13 protein-coding genes are annotated in these 18332 nt (G+C 48.2%); 12 read left to right on the top strand and 1 reads right to left on the bottom strand.

Annotated elements, in window-relative coordinates; translation table 11 throughout:
* The first annotated feature begins 674 nt into the window (after positions 1 to 674).
* The 11 genes from ABEB26_RS21460 to ABEB26_RS21410 all read left to right on the top strand — a co-directional run bounded on the left by ABEB26_RS21460 (position 675) and on the right by ABEB26_RS21410 (position 14105).
* On the top strand, positions 675 to 2612 hold the full coding sequence (locus ABEB26_RS21460) for a CRTAC1 family protein (RefSeq protein WP_345724139.1): 1938 nt from the start codon (positions 675 to 677) through the stop codon (positions 2610 to 2612).
* A 94-nt stretch (positions 2613 to 2706) separates the two neighbouring features.
* Positions 2707 to 3624 carry an RnfABCDGE type electron transport complex subunit D gene (locus tag ABEB26_RS21455; protein ID WP_345724128.1) on the top strand — a complete coding sequence of 306 codons (918 nt, stop codon included), beginning with the start codon at positions 2707 to 2709 and terminating at the stop codon, positions 3622 to 3624.
* A gap of 29 nt (positions 3625 to 3653) precedes the next feature.
* Entirely contained in the window at positions 3654 to 4532 is an 879-nt protein-coding gene (locus ABEB26_RS21450; RefSeq protein ID WP_345724126.1) for a helix-turn-helix domain-containing protein, read from the top strand.
* A gap of 316 nt (positions 4533 to 4848) precedes the next feature.
* The gene (locus tag ABEB26_RS21445) at positions 4849 to 5466 is read left to right on the top strand and encodes a cysteine dioxygenase (protein ID WP_345724125.1); all 618 of its coding nucleotides are present in this window, start codon (positions 4849 to 4851) and stop codon (positions 5464 to 5466) included.
* 17 nt (positions 5467 to 5483) lie between these two features.
* Positions 5484 to 6374, top strand: a complete 891-nt coding sequence (locus tag ABEB26_RS21440; RefSeq protein ID WP_345724124.1) for a helix-turn-helix transcriptional regulator — start codon at positions 5484 to 5486, stop codon at positions 6372 to 6374.
* Between the two features lie 3 nt (positions 6375 to 6377).
* The gene (locus tag ABEB26_RS21435; RefSeq protein ID WP_345724122.1) at positions 6378 to 7562 is read left to right on the top strand and encodes an NHL repeat-containing protein; all 1185 of its coding nucleotides are present in this window, start codon (positions 6378 to 6380) and stop codon (positions 7560 to 7562) included.
* A 47-nt stretch (positions 7563 to 7609) separates the two neighbouring features.
* Positions 7610 to 8104: an SRPBCC family protein gene (locus ABEB26_RS21430; RefSeq protein WP_345724121.1), complete on the top strand. Its 495-nt coding sequence runs from the start codon at positions 7610 to 7612 to the stop codon at positions 8102 to 8104.
* A 139-nt stretch (positions 8105 to 8243) separates the two neighbouring features.
* Positions 8244 to 9470, top strand: a complete 1227-nt coding sequence (locus tag ABEB26_RS21425) for a HEAT repeat domain-containing protein (RefSeq protein WP_345724120.1) — start codon at positions 8244 to 8246, stop codon at positions 9468 to 9470.
* A gap of 93 nt (positions 9471 to 9563) precedes the next feature.
* Entirely contained in the window at positions 9564 to 10769 is a 1206-nt protein-coding gene (locus tag ABEB26_RS21420) for an MFS transporter (RefSeq protein ID WP_345724119.1), read from the top strand.
* A gap of 44 nt (positions 10770 to 10813) precedes the next feature.
* Positions 10814 to 13144: an ATP-dependent Clp protease ATP-binding subunit gene (locus ABEB26_RS21415; RefSeq protein ID WP_345724118.1), complete on the top strand. Its 2331-nt coding sequence runs from the start codon at positions 10814 to 10816 to the stop codon at positions 13142 to 13144.
* A gap of 10 nt (positions 13145 to 13154) precedes the next feature.
* Positions 13155 to 14105 carry a hypothetical protein gene (locus ABEB26_RS21410; protein WP_345724117.1) on the top strand — a complete coding sequence of 317 codons (951 nt, stop codon included), beginning with the start codon at positions 13155 to 13157 and terminating at the stop codon, positions 14103 to 14105.
* A gap of 1124 nt (positions 14106 to 15229) precedes the next feature.
* Here the strand turns inward: ABEB26_RS21410 and gpmI are convergent.
* On the bottom strand, positions 15230 to 16858 hold the full coding sequence (gpmI, locus tag ABEB26_RS21405; protein ID WP_345724116.1) for a 2,3-bisphosphoglycerate-independent phosphoglycerate mutase: 1629 nt from the start codon (positions 16856 to 16858) through the stop codon (positions 15230 to 15232).
* A gap of 392 nt (positions 16859 to 17250) precedes the next feature.
* Between gpmI and ABEB26_RS21400 the strand changes: the two genes are divergently transcribed.
* On the top strand, positions 17251 to 18165 hold the full coding sequence (locus ABEB26_RS21400) for a GAF domain-containing protein (RefSeq protein ID WP_345724115.1): 915 nt from the start codon (positions 17251 to 17253) through the stop codon (positions 18163 to 18165).
* Positions 18166 to 18332: the final 167 nt, after the last annotated feature.

The raw sequence follows: 18332 nt of genomic DNA, 5'->3' as shown, positions 1-18332 counted from the left end.
CAACTATCTAGCTAAATTTAAAAAGCCCACTGGCATTGATTGTGACAGCAGGCTGATGATGCAGGTTATTTGGTATGGGCACATCCATTGCCGTCGCAACGCGGATCAGCACGATTAATTGAGCTACCTCAACACCACCAAATCTCGAACGATCTAAAGTGCAATCCCTAGTTGTTCTTATTCTACGAATATGTTAAGCTTCGGCTTGAAGATCCGCATACAGGATTATTTCGAAGCATAGTATAGCAAGGAGGATAATTTTTAACAGCAACCCATGCGCATAATGGCTTAAATGAAACAGCAAAACCCTAAATCAACCACAATCCTCAAATACCATCCACAATCCTTTTACCCATTGCTGGAACATTTCCGCCATCAAGAACATGATCTACTGTGGTAACAACAACCTGTCTTTAGGTATAGAACATCTCGATCTCCTCTCTATCCACTGTTACCACCCAACACCGCTCCATCCATCAGGGCAAGTTTTAATTCGTTGCATCCAATCTTGCCAATCAGTGTGGTTTACGATTGCGATAGCCGCTAAGACTGGCAGTTTCGGTATAGAAACCGCTAGTTCGATCAGTCATTGTTTAGATTTCGATCATCTCAAGGTGATTTAGATCTTGGCTGTTTGCGTATCTAAAAGTTTCCTTATAGGAGGTGCTATGCGTATGATTAGGAGCTTGTGGCAAAAATATCACGGACGTTTCATCGTTAGCCTGATCCTATTGATCTGCTTTGGCTTAGCCCGAGAACCACAGTTATCGGCAGCAGAACGCAGCGAATTAGCCAAATCGTTTCAATTTACCCCCTCAACCCTGCCAACATTAAGTGGTTATCCCCAATCGACTATTCGGACAGTCAATCCGAGCTTGACCCATATTAGCGCTTGGATCTCATCGGTCGGAGCAGCAATCGCCATCAACGATCTTGATGCTGACGGGTTATCCAATGATATTTGCTATGTTGACCCACGAATTGATCAAGTGATTGTTACTCCCGTACCTCAGGCCGATTTGCGCTACGTGCCCTTTGCGCTTAATCCCAGCCCACATCCCTATAACCCAACCACGATGTCCCCAATGGGATGTCTACCGGGTGATTTCAACGAAGATGGTGTGCTTGATCTCTTGGTTTATTACTGGGGACGAACACCACTGCTGTTTTTCCAACAACCAACCGATGGTTCGCTTACCGCTGAGCGATTCGTTGTCCAAGAACTCATTAGCCAGTCCGAACGTTGGTATACCAGCGCAGGGTTACTTGCCGATTTCGATGGCGACGGCCATCAAGATTTAATTCTAGGTAATTATTTTCCCGATGGAGCGCAGATCTTAGATGAAAACTCTAGCAAGGCTGAGTCGATGCAGGCCTCAATGTCGCGAGCGTTCAACGGAGGAAACAAACACTTCTTGCGCTGGACTGCTCGTCCTGATCAACCATTTGGGGGTCAGTTTATGCCGGTTGAGCAGGTGCTCGAACGCGAACTTAATCATGGCTGGACGTTTGCCCTAGGTGCTGCTGACCTCAACGGCGACCTGTTACCAGAACTCTATATTGCCAACGATTTCGGACCTGATCGGTTACTGCTTAATCAATCAACACCTGGCACGCTAAAATTTTTATTACTGGAAGGCCAAGCGGGATTTAATATTCCAAGCTCAAAAAGGGTCGGCCATGACTCGTTCAAGGGGATGGGTGTTGAATTCAGCGATCTCAACAGCGATGCTATTCCAGACATTTTTGTCAGCAACATTACGACCGATTATGGACTGCATGAGAGTAACTTTGCCTTCCTCAGCACTGGAGATCAAACAAGTTTTACTCAAGGCCTTGCCCCTTACCGCGATCACAGCGAGGCTTTGGGTTTAGCTCGCAGCGGCTGGGGATGGGATATTCGGGTGGCGGATTTTAATAACGACACCAGTCTTGAGATAGTGCAGGCAACCGGATTTGTTAAAGGAACGGTTAATAATTGGCCTGAACTACAAGAATTAGCAACTGGTAATGATGCCTTATTGGCTGATCCTGCTAGTTGGCCCAGCTTTCAAGCTGGCGATGATATTGCTGGTCATCAAATTAATCCCTTTTTTGTTCGTGATGCCACTGGCCGCTATCACAATCTTGCAGCCGAGCTTAATTTGGATGCTCCTCATGTAACCCGTGGCATTGCTACAGCCGATGTTGATGGTGATGGACGCTTAGATTTTGCCTTAGCCAATCAATGGGAATCATCGTGGTTCTATCACAATACAAGCCCGATTAACACCAAAGCTTTGGGCCTTCGCCTACGACTACCGCTCGATGTTCATCAGCCTTTGGCCGTGCTATCAGGCTATCAGAGCGATCCGACCCCAAGTTTGGCGGCGATTGGCGCAAATGCCACGATCACGCTTCCCGATGGTCGTACCTTGGTTGCCCAAGTCGATGGTGGTAACGGACACTCCGGCAAACGCAGCTATGATCTGCACTTCGGTTTAGGTGATCTGAAGGGTGATAGTCAGATTAATGTCGAAATTACCTGGCGAACAAGGGCTGGGGCGATTGTAAAAACTCGCCAATTATTAAAACCTGGAAATTATACGATTTTGCTCGGCTCGACGAATTGATGCTCTTGCGGCGCTGCTGATTACCAAGCCTCAGAATCAGCAAGGATAACGCAAACCTGAGTACCATAGAGGCTCGTTAGATAGGTGTGTGAGTATGATCGATCCAAAACCAGATGTGCGGGTGATGGCGCTCCGTCGCTTTGCGATTGCCATTACCGTTTTGAACATTTTAGGCCGGACTGTCTTTGGTTTTGAACAGCCATGGTCATATGTTGTGGCCGCACTAGCCACGACCTATGGAATGGAACTATTGCTTGAGTGGTTGGCTGCCCGTGATGAATCACGGCCTGTTCGTTATGGCGGTGGTTGGCGTTGTATGGTCGATTTTCTGCTATCTGCACATATTACTGGGCTTGCAATTAGTATGCTTGTCTATGCCAACCAGCGTATTTGGCCAATTGTCTTTGCTTCAGCTGTGGCAATTGGCTCTAAAACTCTGTTTCGTGCACCGCATGCCCGGGGCGAACGCCACTTTCTCAACCCATCTAACTTTGGAATTTCGGTGACATTAGTCTTGTTTCCTGCGGTAAGTATTGTCCCGCCATATCATTTTACCGAAAATATCTATGGCATTGCCGATCTGCTAATTCCGGTCATCATCGTCATTTCTGGCTCATTCCTGAATATTCATTTTACGAAACGCTTGCCGCTGATTCTTGGCTGGATTGGCGGGTTCGTCCTCCAAGCAGCCTTAGGAACGATCATCAGTGGGCATTTATTTGGGCCGGCATTACTCCCGATGACGAGTGTCGCCTTTACCCTCTTTACTTTCTATATGATCACCGATCCTGGGACAACTCCCAGTAAACCGTGGCATCAGTGCCTCTTTGGGGTTGCGGTAGCGCTGATTTATCGCTTATTAATTATGGCGAATGTGGTGTTTGATCTATTTTTCGCGCTTTCGCTTGTTTGTATGCTGCGGGGACTCTGGCTCTATTATCAGGCTTGGGCTGCCAAACGCAGTTCTATCCACATCTCAACGTCGAACCTAGCTCCCAGAGTAGAAGCCTAATCTGGTGATCGTCATTTGAGGAGGTCGAGATGTCCTTGGAATCGGGATTAATCAACGAGCTAAAGGGGAATCTTGCTGATCAACGAGGAACGCTATCGAGTATTCGCCAGCCATCAAGCCCAGAACAGTGGCATGATCACGATCAAACAACCCATTATAGCGAGGCGGTCGAGCGGGTTATTGGCGTAATGCGAGGACAATCACATGAATTATTACGGCTGGAACAATTAGCTGATATTGCAAACCTTAGCCCTTTCCATTTTAATCGCATCTTCCGCCAAACGGTTGGGCTGCCACCTGGTAAATTTTTATCAACCCTGCGGCTTGATCGGGCCAAGCGTTTGTTGCTTACCACCGATTTAAGTATTACTGCGATTTGTTTCGAGGCTGGCTATAGTAGTTTAGGCACGTTTACGACCCAGTTCACACAGGTTGTTGGGGTTTCACCTCGACGGTTGCGCTTGCTCAAGGCTACCTTTGAAACTCCGCGCTTGGATCGTCTACACCACCAATATGTGCATGAATCCAAACCTGATCAACAAGCATTGTCTGTGCAGGGGAGCATCATTGCCCCAGAAAGCTTTAGTGGCTCGATTTTTATCGGTCTCTATCCAATTGCAGCGCCTTTAGGCCAGCCTGTTAGTTGTGTTTTTCTTAATGCACTTGGCGATTTTCAACTCAAGGCTGAAAAACCAGGCCGATACCATCTATTTGCAGGGGCTATACCTTGGTCGAATGATCCATTGGCCTATCTCTTACCTTGTGAACAGACAGCTTGGTTTGGTAGAACCGCCAGTGTTATTATGCTCCGTTCAGATAAGTTTACGAGCTGTGGCGTAATTAGTCTACGCCGTCGCCGCCCAACTGATCCCCCACTGCTGACGGTACCCTCAGCCCTGACAACCTAAAATCTGCATGCACTCTTCCATTTGAGGCATCATAATGGAAGAGTGTCCCCCTTCTTTGCCAAAAAACGCGCAATCTAGAAGAAGTAATTAGCCCAAACGTTGCGTATGCTAGCGTCAAGCAATCCAATCACTCTACCAATACTTCTAGCATTCCACATTCCATTCACCCAAACCACGTACATACCTTTTCTGATCAATCCATATTTCTAAAAACACTTGGCAAATTTACAAACCCAACGGATAGCGTTAATCCATGCGTGGATTGATGCAGGCCTTAGGGTGCTGAACGTTGGTGGCTCTAAACAAAAGGAGTTCCATGATGAAGCCACTCGAACTCATTCAGGCCATTCGAATGATTAAACGCCAAGCCCTTGCGCAATCGACCCAACTTGCCCAACTAAGGCAAGCCTTGATTGCGTTTGTCTCGGAGCCAGCCAATCGCCAAGTTAATATTACGAATACCAGTTGTGGATTGTATACGCGGATCTTGCTTAATTCCTTTGATGATGATTTTCAAATTGTGGTCGTGTTGTGGGGACCCCAAAGCGCCAGCCCAATTCATGATCATAATGGAACTGTTGGGGCTGTTGCTGCCTTAGCTGGACATACCATCGAAGCAAAATATCAGATTCTCCGCACCGAAGCTCAGCGTGCATGGCTCCAAAAGCAAGAAACAAGCGTATTAAAGGCCGCCTATGTAACCCCGATCTTACCTGATGAAACGAGCCAACTCCACGATATGGTCAACGCAACTGATACCTGGGCGGCAACAGTTCATATTTATCTTACGCCGATCACCGATTTTTATATTTACGAGCCCCAGCCTGATGGAACATATATCATGGTCGAGCGCAAACTCTGGTTCGATGGTGATAATGCTTGGCAAACTTGGCAGACTCCACTTCAGCAAGAAGTCTTGGGGTCAGGCTCCTAGCTAAGGAACTATCGCGTATGACGTATGGCGCACCGGCGCACACAGGCTTTGATCGTTCAAGCATTACGCAGCAACAACAGGCCGTTCGGCAAGTCGTTGAAACGATGCGGCAGAATTTCTGGAATCCTATGTCGCTGAATGATATGGCTGAAATGGCTAATTTCAGTCCATGTTATTTCAATCAAGTATTTCGTTCGATTGTGGGAATTCCGCCAAGCCGCTATCTGACGGCACTACGGATAGATGCCGCCAAACGGCTTTTGATCGATACAACCCTGCGGGTGATCGATATTTGCTACGAGGTTGGCTATAACAGCCTCGGAACCTTTAGCTCGCGTTTTACCGAGTTGGTAGGCATTTCACCGCAAGGGTTTCGCGAGTTAGCCGATCAAGACAATTGGCGCTTGTTTCAGGCGTTTCTACAAGCCCAACAACGGGCATTACCAAGCATATTTCATTCGCACAAACAAATCGCTATGGGTTCGGTTTATGCCCATCAAGCAGCCCAAACACCCGTTGCTATTAAAACCCAAAGGCCAGCAACACCCACGCTGATTGGCTTGTATCCCTTGCCAATGCCTCAAGGCAAGCCGATTGCCTATACGATTGCTCCTGCATCCCGCTTATATATGCTTCCACCGGTTGCCGATGGCCGTTATTACATTTTTGCAACCGCATTTGAGTGGTCGCAAGACCCTCGATCGTTTTTATTACTTGATTGGCAACGAGAAGATCTTTTGGTTGGCATGGGTGATCGTCCCTTATGGGTCCGTAACGGTCGCTATCAAAACCATATTGATCTCCATCTACGCCCAATGCAGCCAACTGATCCGCCCCTTCTTAGCGCATTATTTTATTTTATGGTACTTGCTCAGCAACAGCTTGAGCTCTTTGTCCAAAGGAGTTAGTCCATGACCTCAAGTGCAACCGAAAAAGCCTTGTTAGAACCAGCCGACGACTCACCAACAATTCGCGGATTGCCGAATATCCAAACAAACCAGTACACAATCTCCGTCCTTACCGCCGATGCCTCTTCAAAAGCCTTAGCCACAATTCAAAAACAAATTGTTTCGGCGATCCATGTGCATAGCTTGACCCAACTCCCAGCGTTGCATAAGGTTGTCGATACCATGTTTATTGTAACGGCCCATGCCCCAACGACCCTTAAGCGAGGCGATGTATTGGCCGTCGATCAACGTTCCAATCGGATTTCGCTGCTCCGTGATGGCCAAAGCCGCCCATATTTAGATATTTCTAGTGCCTATCAGGCGCATCTTTGGGATGTCGCGGTCAATTCAGATCGCAGTCGGGTGTATGTTTCGATGAGTGGCATGCGTGGCCCTACGGCCTCACACGTTGGGGTTGCTGGAACCAGCGCCGTGCTTGAGATTGATGCTCAAAGCGGCAATTTGCTGCGAGCTTTTACTGCCTATGACGAGGTCTCAGGCCTGCCTTACCAAGATCAGATGCTTGATTTGGCTGGTTTAGTGATCACTCCTGATGATACACAAGTGCTTGCCTGCGATTTTAACAATTGGCAAGGCAATGGCAAGGTCATCGCGATCAATCTTCAGACTGGCATGATTTCAGTGCTTGCCGATGAGCTTGATCAGCCCTCGACGCTAAGTGTTGATGGTCCAGATCATGTGTTGGTTGCGAATACCCGTCAACCTCATGGTAAAGCTAGCGGTGGTCAGATTATTCGGATCAATACCCGAAATGGCGCAAAAGAGGTTGTTGGTGAAATCTCGGGGGTTGATGCCTCGCTGGTTGGGGTTGTACGGCTACCTGATGGTTCATTCGCGGGCACGATGAGCGAAGGTACCCAAGAAAAATGTATGGTTTTTCAGATGGAGGCCGGTAGCAGTCAGCATCGGATTATCTGGCATCCTCAGCCCGGCTTTCTTGGCTCGGGAATTTCAGTGCAGGACGATACGTTATGGGTTGCTGAAACGCTACGTGGACGAGCGTATCAGCTTGATTTCAACGGCAATATTAAGCAATTTGTTCAAGTATATGCCGGAGTTGACCAGGATAACCTTGAGTTTATGTTCCGCGGCTTTGATACGCTCGAGAGCGTTAAAGTTGTGGCCTAAGTCTATGCAAATGAAGCCTTGCATGGGCGGTTTGGGAGGATTTGATCATGGCTGGTTCTCAGTCAGTACCACCAATTGAACTTGTGACCTATATCAATGTTGTCCCCGCACGGGTCTATGAAGCCCTGACAACGGGTGCAGGATGGGATGCTTGGTTTACCCAAGGAACGACAATTGACCCTCGGCCTGGAGGCAAGATTCACTTGCGTTGGCAGAATTTTGGGGCTGGCCGTTGGACTGCCGAAGATGGCGGCCCGGTACTTGAGGCCTTACCTGCCCAACGCTTTGTATTTCAGTGGTCACCAAGCGGCGAGCCAACGACCGTAGCCTTTACATTAAATCCGCTTGGCACTGGAACGTTGGTCCATTTGGTCGAACAAGGCTACAAGCGAACGACCTCATCACTCCAAGCATGTTTAGGTTGTGCTACTGGCTGGGGTGAGGCGCTCACGCTTTTGAAATTTTACCTTGAACACGGTATCACCTATGGAACAGTTCCTCCAGAAGCTGCCGAACTCGTAGCAATTCAAGCTGAGGGTTAAGTAAAAAAACTTTAAAAGATCGAAAGATCGAAGAACTCAATCAGGCATCGATAGCGCATACTAAGGTAGGCGCAAGCAGCAATACGGGAATTCTCCAACCGCCTATAGGTTCTCAATGGCTAACTTAAGGAGTTCTCAGATGTTGAAACAACAAATGGCAACCGGATCAAACACGTCGGATTTGAACAACCTGATCGTTAATCAATCCTTCCAAGATATTGCGGAACGCTTCCGCTTTGGCGCACCTCCGGTTTCCCACTTGGCCAATTTTGATGCCCGTAGTGATGCTGAACTGCTGAAGGCTGCTGCTGATCATCCAAGTGCCTTGGAGCGCGAACGCGCACTCTGGGAATATGCCCATCGTAATCAAAAGGCTGCTTTAGCTGTTTTGAGCAATCACCTTAACATTGAAAGTGACCCATCAGTACGCTGGAATTTGCTCTGGTTGATGGTTAAGGTTGGCGAAGATGCAGCCGTACCAGCTTTAACTGCTGCCTTGAGCGATACCCATAGCGAAGTCCGTGATTGGGCGACCTTGTTCCTCGAAGAGTTAACTGGCCAAGAATATCCGATGGTCTACAACGAAGTTCAATATGAAAATGATCGCACCTTCGATCAAACCTTGCCATTGCAAATTGCAGGCTTTGCTGATGTGAATGTTCCTGGCATGGGTTGGGTGCAGGCCCGGCTCTCACCCCAATGGTTTTCATCAATCCTTGGTCGGGTATTAGCTTGTACCAATAGCTCAAGCTTTATGAGCGATCTGGTGATCGAGAAAGAACTGTTGAACTACCATGAAGATGGCAGCAACCACTATGAAACCTTTATGTTCCGTGGTGCTTCCTACCCTATCACTGATACTGTAACCCAGCACATCTATGAATCGAACACGATGCGCCCATTCTATCAATCGGGCAAAGTTAAAGTTGGGGCACCGATTGTTACTCCGGTATCTTTGGCTCGCGCTGCTGGTACCGAGCGCCTACGCCCTGGCAAACTCAAAGAAATGAACATGCATGCCTCAGATGGACTTGAGGGTGCACGTGGCGAACGCTTGCGCGAAGTTGGGATTGTGCGCAGTGTGCGTGGTCGTTTCTGGGGCTGGGCCCACACTGATCTTAATCGCTACCTTGAAACGGGGATTATTGCCCCTGGTACCGTTCAGTTGGTAAGCACAGCTGATCCCGTCGTTGGCAAGATGGCTAACACCGTGATCTACGGAACTTTCCGTGGTAAGCTCGGCGATCTAACTGGCGATGGCAAACTCAATGTTAATTTGATTCCTTGTCATGGCACTATCAATGGCGAACTTGACCTGAACTGTGATGGCATTGCTGACGAAGATCCACGGATTCCTCGCGCATAAGGCGCACAGTTTCTGCCGAAATGTGGTTGGGGGCATGATTACAGCCTCCAACCACATCTGCTTGTTGATGGTATGTGTACAAGTGAGGAGCATATGAGTCAATCAATGGTCCATGAAGCCAACCCCGCCACCAAACAGGCTTGGAAGCCAACCCTGCTGATAGCGTTGTTGGCTGGGCAGTTCATTGCATTTGGTCTGGTACTAGGTGTGCAGGGTGTGATCTTAGCCGAAGTTATGCTTGCCCTGGCCTTGACCGAGGGTATTTTTGGGACTGTCCAGCTTGCCCTGCCGGTCGTAGGGTTTCTGGTATTAATGTTTAACAGTAAGCTCTATCTGCGACTTGGGAATAAATGGCAATCCATTTTGAGTTTGTTGCTTTTAGTCAGTGCCATGCTTGCGTTTGCGACAATTGGCAATCTTTGGGGTTTAATCCTTGGCCTGATTCTTTCAGGAGCCGGCTTTGCCATGCTCGATGCGGCGACCAATAGTGCAAGTATGGATTTTGAGCAGGCTAGTGGTCGGCATATTTTGAATGTTATGCATGGCTTATCAAGCGGCGGGGTTATGTTAGGGGCGTTTATCACCGGATTTGCCCTCGAATCTGGTTGGTCGTATCAAGCAGTTGCCATAGCTTCGGCAGCGATTTGTTGTTCCCCGATTATCCTTGCGACATTTCCAGCCCGCTACCCAACTGCCGGCCAAGCCCAAACTGAATCAGCTGATCCAGCAGACGGGAGCTTCCACAAAAAACCTTTGTTTATTGCCCTCGCAAGTATTTGTTTTTTAGGCAGCGCCTCGGAAGCTATCGCTGTCGTTTGGACAGTCATTTATTTACTTGGTTTAGAAGCCTCAATTGCGCTTAGCGGAACCGTTTTTGCCTTGTTTAATGGAGCAATGCTGCTTGGTCGTTTTATTAATGCACCAATTGTTGCTCGCTTGGGGAGTCGGGTTTCCTTGCTCATTTCTGGAATCGGGATGCTGATTGCGGCGGCGCTTTTGCTGCTCTTTAATACGATTCCTGTATCGATTGTGGCTTTTATTATTTTGGGCTTGGCAGTAGCTGGTATTCAACCAACGGCGCTCAGTGCTGCGGCTCCGTTATCACCCAATAATAGTGGAGCTGTCGCTGCGCCAATTATGATGTCGGCCTATGGAGCACTGCTGATCGCTCCTTTGATCTATGGTTGGATTGCCGAATTTACGGCCTTACGCCCTGCTATGCTGCTCGTTGGATTGTTTGGATTGATTACATGCTGGCTCACCATCAGCATTGTTGGTCGCCACACAGCCAGCACGTAGGATTGAGCGTCGTTTGTAGCCTTTGATTTGTGTGCGGTGGTATTATGGCGAATACGTTTGAACGGCTTAACCCCAACATTCAGCATATTATGTTGTTGGCCCAAGAGGAAGCTCGGAGTCTTAGCCATAGTTTTTTAGGCCCAGAGCATTTGCTGTTAGGGCTATTGCGGCAAAATGAGGGTCTTGCGGTGCAGATATTGCACGAATTAGGGGTTTTCTATCCCCAAACTCGGCAGATTATTCAGACCATGATTACCCCGCATGCCCATGATGAACAAACCTTGCTTCCTGCCTACCTCCCGCTGGCCCCTCATACAAAAACCCTTTTGGATACTGCGGCACGTGAAGCTGATCAACTCAATCAACTGCAGATTGGCCCTGAACAGCTCCTTTTAGCTTTAGCTCGCGAGGCTAAGGGCTTTGTTCCCTATATTTTGGCACGTTTAGGCCTTCATGGCAGCATTGTCTGCGATAGCTTGCACGCAGCCTTGCATGCCAAATCCACCGAGGTAGCTCCTGATCATACCGCCGATACTTCACTCCTAACCAAATTAGGGATTAATCTGACGGAAGAAGCCCGCAATGGCCGACTAGACCCTGTGATTGGACGTAGCGCCGAGATTGAACGTACCATCCAAATTTTACGGCGACGCACCAAAAATAACGTTGTATTAATTGGTGAACCAGGGGTTGGTAAGACGGCAATTGTTGAAGGTTTAGCGCAGCAATTGGCTCATGGTGCAATCCCATCGTTTCAAAAAACCTCGGTTTGGTCGCTTGATGTTGGCTCACTTTTGGCTGGAGCGATTTATCGTGGGCAATTTGAGGAGCGCCTTAAAAGCGTTATCGACCAAATTAGCGACCACGATGCGATTCTTTTCATTGATGAATTACATATGATCGTTGGGGCTGGCGCAAGCGAAAATACCGTTGATGCAGCGAATATGTTAAAGCCAGCTTTAGCTCGTGGCAAATTGCGGGTCATTGGGGCAACAACCTTTGATGAATATAGCCAGCATATCGAGAAAGATAGCGCTCTCAAACGGCGATTTCAGCCAATTGTCGTGCAGGAGCCAGGTATCGAGGAAACGGTAACAATTTTACAGGGTATTCGTCCGAAATACGAAGCCCATCATGAGCTTAGCTTGAGCGACGAGGCTTTGTATACTGCGGCACGACTGGCTGCCCAATATATTCCTGATCTCTATTTGCCTGGCAAGGCGATTGATCTATTGGATGAAGCGGCGAGTCGAGTTTGGTATTATCGGCAACGCCAACTTGTATCCGACGATGTGGCTTCCAGTGCTGAAGCGCCTACCACTGTTGTTTGTGGGCGCGACGTAGCGCAAGTGCTTGCAATCCAAACAGGGATACCCTTAGCGCAACTTTTTTCTGATGGCCTAAACCGTATCGAAGATATCGAGCAGATTCTTAGTCAGCGGGTGATTGGTCAAGCCCAGGCAATTCGAGGGGTAACCAAAGCCATCCAACGCGCTTTTGCCGGACTTAAAACGAAGCAAGAGCTGATCGGGGCTTTATTGTTCTTAGGGCCGTCAGGGGTCGGCAAAACCGAGTTGAGCAAAGTCTTGGCGGAATATCTGCTTGGCAGTAACAAGGCACTTATCCGGATGGATATGAGCGAATATGCCGAGGCCCATAGTGTCAGTCGCTTGATTGGTGCTCCGCCTGGCTATATTGGCTATGATCAGGGCGGTCAATTATCCGAATCCGTTCGTCGCCGTCCGTATAGCGTTGTCTTGCTTGATAATATTGATTATGCCCATCCTGATGTGATCAATATATTCATTCAAATCCTCGAAGAAGGCTCTATAACTGATGCGCGTGGGCGTTATGTTGATTTTCGAAATGTGTTGTTGTTGTGTACGGCAAACGTGGGTACTGAGCTCTTTAAGCGCCAAACGGGGCTTGGTTTTAGAGCTGAGCTCCCTGAAATTGACCAAGTAGCCCGCTATGAGCACTTGAAACAACAAGCACTTGACAAAATCAAAGCCTCGCTGAGCCTCGATTTTCTCCATCGACTGAATGATGTAATTCTTTTTCAACCGCTCCAAGCTGAACACCTTGAAGTATTGGCGGGACTTTTCTTACACGATGTCCGCCAGATGGTGCTAGCCCATGAAATTCGGCTCGACCTAACCTCAAATGCTCATACCTATTTGACGGATCATGGCTACGATCTTGAGCGTGGGGTTCGACGCTTACGCCACCTCATCCAAACCCATATCGTTGATCCAATCAGCAATGGATTGCTCCATGGTAAATATCGGGCGGGTGATGAACTACTGATCGACTGTGATCTGAGTGGCAACTTTACCCTGTCTGTTGCTCAGCGCACAACGTCGGTTGTCGCATAAAGGAAAAGCTATGACAGAAACACCATATTCAACCTCCGTAGCAGGTTCGGCTAGTAGCAGCACTGATACAACGCAGCGCCAAGCATGGATTATTGTGCTAATCGCAGCCTTGGTTGGGCTTGGACTAGCGATTGTCTGGAGCTTCGAGGTGGCTGACCATGTACTTGGGGCGAATATTGCCAATACCATTGTTGGAGCCGATGCCAAAGAACTCGTCTTGGATTCTAGCTCTTTACTATCGGGAATAATCTTTTCGATTGCTGCAGGTCTGGCTGCAACCTTCACCGCTTGTAACTGTGTCGTATTTAGCTGCATTGCACCACTAACAGCTGGCAAAAGCACCATGAGTCTTTGGCGAACTTTAGGCTGGATGGCTTTGGGTATTCTGCTGATCAGCGGAAGCTATGGGATCATTGGAACCCTCCTTGGCGAAAAACTGCCAATCCTTAATAACGATACCTTGCCAATTGGTAAAGGTTACCCGATTCGTTTAGCGCAATCAAGCCTTATTTTTGTCGGCCTAGGGATTATTTTTGTTTGGTGGGGTTTGCATACCTTGCAGATTCTCCCAAACCCGCTGGCTAAGCTATTTGCCCGCAATCCATGGTTTAAGCCCTTTGGTTTAGGCCTCCTCATCGGCTGTTTTACGATAGGCCGACCCTTTGGATTGTTTCGCAAAGCCTTCAGTAATGCCATTGTCGCTGGCGATCCATTCTTTGGTGGCTTGGCAATAGCGTTACAAGGGTTAAGTAATATTTTAATTATGGTTCTGGTTTTGTTGGGGCTTATGTATGCGACAGGTGGTCGTTTTGAGCGCTGGCTCAGTGCCAACCCAAGCCGAATTACCCGCTTTACTGCAATCTCAGTGATTGTCGGTGGCATATTTTTTATTGCCTACTGGGGATTACGGGTTCCGAGCTATTATGAAATTGGATGGTTTCCGCATATGAGCTATCGTTAGCTAGCGTTGTTAACGAATTAATCGAAGCTTTACCGCAGAATTGATCGTTTCTAGCGAATTTAAACTACTTTCAAGCAATGGAAAATATTCTGCTGGAATTGTTGCCAGATTAATCCGAAACGCCCACTGATGATGTTCTTGAATAAATTCTAAGGGAACCCAGATAGCTGCTGGTGCGAACATCAATAGGCATTGATTATTTTCACGTCGTACCTTCGTAAATACTCGAGCACGGCTGTATGCTTGGTTATGAGTTAGGCGTTGAACCGCCATATGAACAGTAGCTCGCGAGATATTAACCGTATAGCAACTTAAGAATTTTGTAACTTGGGTATAGCTAAGCCCTAGCAGGAAAAGCACTCCACTGAGGTGATATAACCCACGACTTAATGTGGCCCCTCGTACCATTGTCAGCGGGGTTGTGCGAAAGGTTGAACCACAAAGCGTACATTTGTAGCGATATAACGTTAGGGTTGCAGCAATCTGTCCGGTTGGATTGCGTACATCGTACACTGTTTTTTGGATCTTCTGATGACGGCGAAATGAATTCGACGGACATCCGGCTGATGGGCATACCTTCGGTACAAGGTTTGCATATGAAGTGACTAATGAGCCTTGAATAAACAAACATCGCATAAGCAGTATTCGTCACACAGTCTATAATACTCTTCTATAGAAGTAGAATTTCTCGGCTTATTATTACAATAGTATACTTTTTTATTTTATTAAATAAAGTACTTTAAATTAAGAATTTGATAAGTATTTTAGTCGAAATATAATATCTTTCACTCTAAGATGTGAAGGTTTTTTGCTATGAATATCGATATTATTTTTATAATTAATATTATTGATATATGAAAATAAAAAGCGGTTTTTATTATATCTAGAAGTGTGTGATATTCAGATATGGGGTCAAAGACCACGCAAATAAGGATTATGCTGGCTGGCATCGCTGTGAATACTGTAGGATCGCGCCCATCCGTGGGATCGGATACTGACCGCATACCACTGCCGCTCATCCCCATGGGGTCGCGATCCCTTAGCTGAGCAGGATTAATCAACTATCTAGAGAGAGCAAAAAAAGCCCGCTGACGCGATTAATGTCAGCGGGCTAAATCGGGGAATTATTTGGTTTCGATCAAGCTGGTTCCGGTCATGGCCTCGGCCTTTTGCAAGCCCAGCAAATCGAGGATGGTTGGGGCCAGATCGGCCAAACGGCCACCAGCACGCAGGCTAATGTGTTCGCGGGTAAGACCTGTAGCGGGGTCGGCGACCAAAATGCATGGCACAAGGTTGGTGGTGTGGGCAGTATGTGGGCCGCCTGTTTGCGGATCGATCATCTGCTCAGCATTGCCATGATCGGCGATCAAGATGGCTACGCCGCCTTGGGCAACCACTGCTGGTACAACTTGGCCCAAGCAATGATCAACCGTTTCGCAGGCTTTGACCACCGCCGGAATTACCCCAGTATGGCCGACCATATCTGGGTTGGCAAAGTTGACCACTAAGAAATCGTAGACTTGGCTGTTGACCGCATCGAGTAATTTGGCGGCAACTTCTTCGGCGCTCATTTCAGGCTGAAGATCGTAGGTGGCAACTTTGGGCGAGGATGCCATCACCCGATCCTCGCCAGCAAACGGCTCCTCACGCCGCCCATTCAAGAAGAAGGTGACGTGCGGGTATTTTTCGGTTTCAGCGCTATGATATTGGCGCTTGCCAGCATCGGCGATCACTTTGGCCAACGGCTCAGTGATGTAATGCGGCGGATAGGCAATTGCATATGGGAAGGTCGCATCATATTGAGTCATGGTGACATAATGTAAATTTGGCACTTGCTCAGGCCGTTGCCAAATCGTGGTCGGCAGTTGCAAGCCTTGTTCTGCTTGGTTGGCATACCATTCTTGCACCATCGTGTTGAAATCGGGCTGCATCAAGGCCCGCGTAATTTGGCGAACCCGATCGGCGCGGAAATTGAAACAAATCACCACATCGCCAGCGCTGATCCGTGGTAAGGCCACGCCTGCGCTATCGGTGATCACCGTTGCTTCGATAAACTCATCACCGCGAGCATCGCGCAAATACGATTGCTCGATCGCGTTAATTGGATCGCTGGCAGTGTGGCCTACGCCTTCGACCATGGCAGCATAGGCAGCACCAACGCGCTCCCAGCGCTTATCGCGATCCATGGCATAATAGCGGCCAATCACGCTCGCCACTTGGCCTACGCCGATTTGGGCGATCGTGCGTTGCAACTCTTGCATATAGCCAAGGCCACTTTGCGGCAAGGTATCGCGGCCATCCATAAAGGCATGAATATAGGTGCGATTGACCCCTTGCTGGGCCATCAATTGCAACAACCCTGCAAGGTGAATATCATAGGCATGCACACCACCACGGCCAATCAGGCCGATCAAGTGCATATTCGTGCCACGTTCTTTGACGATTTGAACAGCTTCGAGAAAGGCTGGATTCTCAAAAAACTCCCCAGATTTGATCGATTCGCTGATGCGAGTGGAATCTTGATAGACCACCAAGCCTGCCCCGATATTCAAGTGGCCGACTTCGCTGTTGCCAATTTGGCCTTCGGGCAAGCCGACATCAAGGCCAGATGCATGCAGTTGGGTGGTTGGGCAGGTCGCCATCCAATGATCAACATTGGGGGTGTTGGCTAAACTAACGCCGTTGCCAGGGCCAGCCGGAGCCAAACCCCAACCATCCATTATGGCTAACAACACAGGACGCGGTGTTGTCATGATTACTCCTTGTAAACGTTAACATGTTGGCTCTATTTAACGAGAAAAGTGCCAAAAGTGCAAGTAGCAAAGGCTTCACCTATGATGAGCATGCAGGGACGAGAAATTAGGAGCCAGCAGTCAGGGTTTAGGGAACAGCAGCACGAAGGCCATCCATAACAATTCATAGATTTTAAGTTCATCAAACAACGATTGCCAACCACTTCATGTCATTTAGGGGGGGCAGGGGAATGAAAACACCCTGCGTTTCCCTCCAGCGGAGGGACGGAAGGGTGGAGAAATATGGTTACCGATCAAGTCAATTGAGCACACCTGGACAATTGGATTATTGCTCTATGGCTTGATTCCACAAGGCATGATATGATCGGGATACTCTTAGTGCGAGAATATGTATGCCAAATCCGTCTGAAACTGAAGTGGCCTTGACGGTAATCAAACGTTTGCGCTGGCTGTGGCTTGGCTCGGCCTTAGTTTTATTGGTCGGTGTGGGCTTTTTATTGTGGGTTGGTACAGCCAGACAGCCATTTTCATTAATCGTTGTGCTCTTATTTGCCGCTTGGTCGCTGATTTGGCTTATGCTTAGCACTTGGCTCTATCGCCAAATTGCCCAACATCTGAACCGCACGATCCTACCTGTGGTGCGCGATCATCCTTTGTTGAACGAGCAAATTAGCCAAGCCAAAGCGGCCTTGTTAGCGGCACAAGATCAATATTCCTCACATACCGCCCAGTTGATCGACTCGATTTTGCCCTTGGGTGTGCAGTTGGTCAGCGAAGATGATGTTGAGCATTTGTTTCAGACAATTGTGACAACCGCCAAACAACTAGCCTCGGCAGATGCCTGTACCTTGTATTTGCGTACCTCGACCCAAACCCTGCGTCCAGTTACCATGCAAACTGATTCATTGAAAATTAATTTGAGTGCTTTCGATCAGCATTTGCCAATTCCGGCTTTGGCGTTGTACGATAATCAAGACCAGCCGATTGTGCGCACGATTACTGCGGCCACGGTGCATCGTGGGGTTTCGCATAATGTGATCGATGTGTATGGCAGCGATTCATATGATTTTTCTGGCCCACAGGCCTTTGATATGGCCATGAACTATCATTCGATGTCGTTGCTGACTGTGCCGCTCAAAGATAGTACGACCGAGGTGATCGGCGTTTTGCAATTGATCAACTGTATTGATCGTGCGCAACATACGATTGTGCCGTTCAGTCCTGAGGTGCAGCAAAAAGTTGAGGTGCTGGCTAGTCTTGTCGCCGCCGCACTGGTGGTCAACGATAAGCAATTACCCGATGTTTAAGCGTATAGAGCAAAGAACATAGAAGTTGGGGATCGGTTGTTGGGGGTTGGGGATCGGAAGAATACGATGATTCTAGGCTATCGGAACATGGTGGGGTATGCCAAACCATCCGATAGCCAATTCCATCTTTGGGAAACTTTGCGGTTAAAGCTCAAGCTTTCGACTTT

The sequence above is a fragment of the Herpetosiphon gulosus genome (assembly GCF_039545135.1).
GTDB classification, from domain to species: Bacteria; Chloroflexota; Chloroflexia; order Chloroflexales; family Herpetosiphonaceae; genus Herpetosiphon; species Herpetosiphon gulosus.
Note: the sequence above shows the minus strand (reverse complement) of the source record. Positions and strands in the feature narration are given on the sequence as shown.

Coding starts and splice junctions, on each gene's coding strand:
- ABEB26_RS21420 (WP_345724119.1), top strand. CDS start 9,564: ATGAGTCAATCAATGGTCCATGAAGCCAACCCCGCCACCAAACAGGCT.
- ABEB26_RS21445 (WP_345724125.1), top strand. CDS start 4,849: ATGATGAAGCCACTCGAACTCATTCAGGCCATTCGAATGATTAAACGC.
- ABEB26_RS21440 (WP_345724124.1), top strand. CDS start 5,484: ATGACGTATGGCGCACCGGCGCACACAGGCTTTGATCGTTCAAGCATT.
- ABEB26_RS21410 (WP_345724117.1), top strand. CDS start 13,155: ATGACAGAAACACCATATTCAACCTCCGTAGCAGGTTCGGCTAGTAGC.
- ABEB26_RS21450 (WP_345724126.1), top strand. CDS start 3,654: ATGTCCTTGGAATCGGGATTAATCAACGAGCTAAAGGGGAATCTTGCT.
- ABEB26_RS21415 (WP_345724118.1), top strand. CDS start 10,814: ATGGCGAATACGTTTGAACGGCTTAACCCCAACATTCAGCATATTATG.
- gpmI (WP_345724116.1), bottom strand. CDS start 16,858: ATGACAACACCGCGTCCTGTGTTGTTAGCCATAATGGATGGTTGGGGT.
- ABEB26_RS21435 (WP_345724122.1), top strand. CDS start 6,378: ATGACCTCAAGTGCAACCGAAAAAGCCTTGTTAGAACCAGCCGACGAC.
- ABEB26_RS21400 (WP_345724115.1), top strand. CDS start 17,251: ATGCCAAATCCGTCTGAAACTGAAGTGGCCTTGACGGTAATCAAACGT.
- ABEB26_RS21425 (WP_345724120.1), top strand. CDS start 8,244: ATGTTGAAACAACAAATGGCAACCGGATCAAACACGTCGGATTTGAAC.
- ABEB26_RS21430 (WP_345724121.1), top strand. CDS start 7,610: ATGGCTGGTTCTCAGTCAGTACCACCAATTGAACTTGTGACCTATATC.
- ABEB26_RS21455 (WP_345724128.1), top strand. CDS start 2,707: ATGATCGATCCAAAACCAGATGTGCGGGTGATGGCGCTCCGTCGCTTT.
- ABEB26_RS21460 (WP_345724139.1), top strand. CDS start 675: ATGATTAGGAGCTTGTGGCAAAAATATCACGGACGTTTCATCGTTAGC.